The following is a 3287-nucleotide window of genomic DNA, read 5'->3' as shown; positions in this document are numbered from 1 at the left end:
CCGTTGGACTTCGTGGCGATCCACATGCCGATCCACCCGGCCAGCCCCGAGGCCACCGTCCCGACGAGAAACCCAATCGTCGTCGGGAGGCCCGTCTCCGGCATGGCGTACAACACCCCCGCCACGACGACGGCGAAGATGGACAGGTATCGAAACTCACGGGTCATGAACGTTTTCGCCCCGGCTTGAATGTCGCGGGACAATTCCTGCACACGCTCGTTGCCGGCATCCTGACGAAGGATGTAGCGGACGAGATAGAATGCAAAGGCAAGCGACAGAAGCGAGGCAATGCCCGCAATGAACGGAGCGTTGGTAACAACAAGCTGCTTCACGACGAGGGGAAGACGTTAATCGGTTTTCGAGCGAGACGAACGACAGACCCCTGAGCCCCGACCGAGGGTCCTGTAACGGGCACGGACAGGTGCTGCCCTCTGAGAGTGCAACGAAAGCAGCGAGCACGAGCAGGCAACGAGGCTCTTGAATTCATTCTGTAATGCTCGTGCCTCGGCGTCCGCGGAATGTTATTTTAGAGTAAGCCTCCTTAGGATCTTTGCCAGCGACGAAGAACGCAACCGCCAGCGCCAATTCTTTCGTTTTTTGCCATCGTTTCTTTCCGCGTCCTCCCATTTTCCTCAGGCGCCGCGGCGGCCCGACCGTTTTATTCGTGGGCGCCCTTCCCTACATTGGAAGTCCTTCCACGGCGCCATTCCTGACCGCCCCCCGCACTCTCACTGCACGGCACACGACCGACACCATGGCACACGTTGACGTTGAAATGCCCAAGATGGGCGAGAGCATCACCGAAGGCACCGTCATTGCCTGGCACAAGCAGCCGGGCGACGAGGTGGACCAGGACGAGATCCTGCTCGAAATTGGGACCGACAAGGTCGACACCGAAGTGCCCTCTCCGCAGGGGGGCGTGCTCACAGAGACCCTCGTCGAGGAAGGCGATACGGTGGAGGTGGGCACCATCATCGCCCGGGTGGAGACCGAGGCGGAGGCGGCCGACGTGGACACCGACGGCGACCCGCCCGCGGAGGAGCCGGCCGACGCAGCCCCCACCGAAGCGGAGACGGAGGCCGACGACTCTGATGCAGTCGTCAAGGAAGACGATGGCGCGACGGCAGCGGAGGCCGATGCGGAGGAGGCCGCGTCTCCCGCCCCATCTGGCGACGAGGTGGAGGTCGTGATGCCCAAGATGGGCGAGAGCATTACCGAGGGCACGGTCGTCGCCTGGTACAAGGACATCGGCGACGAGGTGGCCATCGACGAGACCCTGCTCGAGATTGGCACTGACAAGGTGGACACGGAGGTGCCCTCCCCCGCCGCGGGCGTGCTCACCGAGAAGCTCGTGGCGGAGGGCGAGACCGTCGAGGTGGGCACGGTCGTTGCCCTCCTCGCCTCGGAGGCGGAGGCCGGGGCCGTGGAGCCCCCCGCGTCCGAGGACCCCGACGCGACGGAGGAGCCGGACGAGACCCCCCCCGACGCCGACGACACGGGCCTGCCGTCCTCTCCGCCCTCCGGCGACGGGGCCGTGCGCGACACCGACGAGCCAGACCGTGCCCCCGACGAGACGATCAAACGCCGCGGCGACGACGGGCGCTTCTACTCGCCCCTCGTGCGCTCGATCGCGAAGGAGGAAGGCCTTCGCATGAGCGAGCTGGAATCGCTTGAGGGCTCCGGCCGGGACGGTCGCGTCACGAAGGAAGACGTGCTGGCGTATCTCGAGGAACGCGACGAAGCGCCCGCGGCCCCCACAACCGCCCCCGAGCGCCCGCCGCGCCCCAGTCGGACGGACGAGACGCCCCCTGCGCGTGGCGACTACACGGTGAACGAAGGGCCGAATGAGGAGGAACTGCGCCAGCAGTACGGCGACCGCATCGAGGTCCAGCCCATGGACCGGATGCGCAAGATGACTGCCGAGCACATGGTGCGGTCAAAGGCGACGTCCGCCCACGTCACCTCCTTCGCCGAGGCCGACGTGACGGGCCTCGTCCAGCTCCGGGAGGCCAACAAAGAGGCCTTCCGGGAGCGGGAGGGGGTAAAGCTCACCTACACCCCCTTCTTCGTGAAGGCCGCGGTGGAGGCACTCCGCGAGCATCCCCTGCTGAACGCGAGCGTGGAGGGCGACAAGATTGTCATCAAGCACGACTTCCACGTCGGCATCGCCGTCGCCATCGGCAACAAGGGCCTCCTCGCCCCGGTCATCCGCAACGCGGGGGACTACAACGTGTCGGGCCTGGCCCGCAAGGCCGCCAGCATGGCCGACCGCGCCCGCAACAAGGAGCTCCAGCCCGATGAGCTGCAGGGCGGCACCTTCACGGTCACCAACATCGGGTCCCTCGGCTCCCTGATGGGCACGCCCATCATCAACCAGCCGCAGGTGGGCATCCTCGCCACCGGGGCTATCCAGAAGCGGCCCGTCGTCGTGGAGAACGACGGCCTCGGCGACGCCATCTCCGTGCGCCACATGATGTACCTCTCCCTCAGCTACGACCACCGCATCATCGACGGGGCCATGGGGTCGAGCTTCCTCCAGCGCGTCGTGACCGAACTGGAGTCCTTCTCCGAAGACCAGGATCTGTTCTAGAGCCCCCCTCTCGTCTGGGACCTCCTCTCCCCTGACCCACCGGCCCGCCTGCCATGCTTGAGGAGTACAAGAAATTCGCCCTCCGCGGCAACGTGATCGACATGGCCGTGGGCATCATCATCGGCGCGGCGTTCGGGACGGTCGTCCAGTCGCTCGTCAAAGACATTCTCACGCCCCCCCTCGGCCTGTTGACCGGCGGGGTCGACTTCGCGAACCTGTTCGTCGTTCTCCAAGAGGGGACGCCCGAGGCCCCCTACGCCACCCTCCAGGCCGCCCAGAACGCCGGGGCCGTCACGATCAACGTCGGGATATTTGTGAACGCGTTGATCAGCTTCCTGATCGTGTCGGTCGCGGTCTTTCTGATGGTGCGCTACATCAACCAGCTGCGGGAGCCCGACGAAGGCCCACCCCCTCCAAAGTCGATCAAGAAGTGCCCGCACTGCGTCTCGGACGTGCCCGTCCAGGCCACGCGCTGTCCGCACTGCACCTCGGACCTTCCGGCCCCGGAGCCCACCGAGGCCGCGTAGCCGCGGGACTCACACGCCCCAGAGCAGCCAGATGCCGCCACAGGTCACGAGGGCGAGCAGAACCTGGAGCGGCGCGCCCATCCGCAGGAAGTCGGTAAAGCGGTAGCCGCCCGGGCCGTACACCATCAGGTTCGTCTGGTAGCCGATGGGCGTGAGCAGGGCCCCGCTCG

General features: G+C 66.2%; 3 protein-coding genes. 2 read left to right on the top strand and 1 reads right to left on the bottom strand.

What is annotated here, in order from left to right; all coding sequences use genetic code 11:
• On the bottom strand, positions 1 to 332 hold a 332-nt coding region (locus tag V5A20_RS13770), incomplete at its 3' end, for a sodium/proton-translocating pyrophosphatase (RefSeq protein ID WP_332327615.1).
• 422 nt (positions 333 to 754) lie between these two features.
• Here V5A20_RS13770 and sucB point away from each other — a divergent pair.
• Entirely contained in the window at positions 755 to 2590 is a 1836-nt protein-coding gene (gene sucB, locus V5A20_RS13765) for a 2-oxoglutarate dehydrogenase, E2 component, dihydrolipoamide succinyltransferase (protein WP_332316267.1), read from the top strand.
• 53 nt (positions 2591 to 2643) lie between these two features.
• Positions 2644 to 3117, top strand: coding sequence for a large conductance mechanosensitive channel protein MscL (gene mscL, locus V5A20_RS13760; protein WP_332327614.1), 474 nt, complete (start codon positions 2644 to 2646; stop codon positions 3115 to 3117).
• The last annotated feature ends 170 nt before the right edge of the window (positions 3118 to 3287 follow it).

It is taken from the genome of Salinibacter sp., assembly GCF_036626415.1.
In the GTDB taxonomy this organism is placed as follows: Bacteria; Bacteroidota; Rhodothermia; order Rhodothermales; family Salinibacteraceae; genus Salinibacter.
This window is presented reverse-complemented; position numbering and strand designations above follow the sequence as displayed.

What these genes read in the sequence shown, in the direction of transcription:
- sucB (WP_332316267.1), top strand. Translation starts at nt 755, where the DNA reads ATGGCACACGTTGACGTTGAAATGCCCAAGATGGGCGAGAGCATCACC.
- mscL (WP_332327614.1), top strand. Translation starts at nt 2,644, where the DNA reads ATGCTTGAGGAGTACAAGAAATTCGCCCTCCGCGGCAACGTGATCGAC.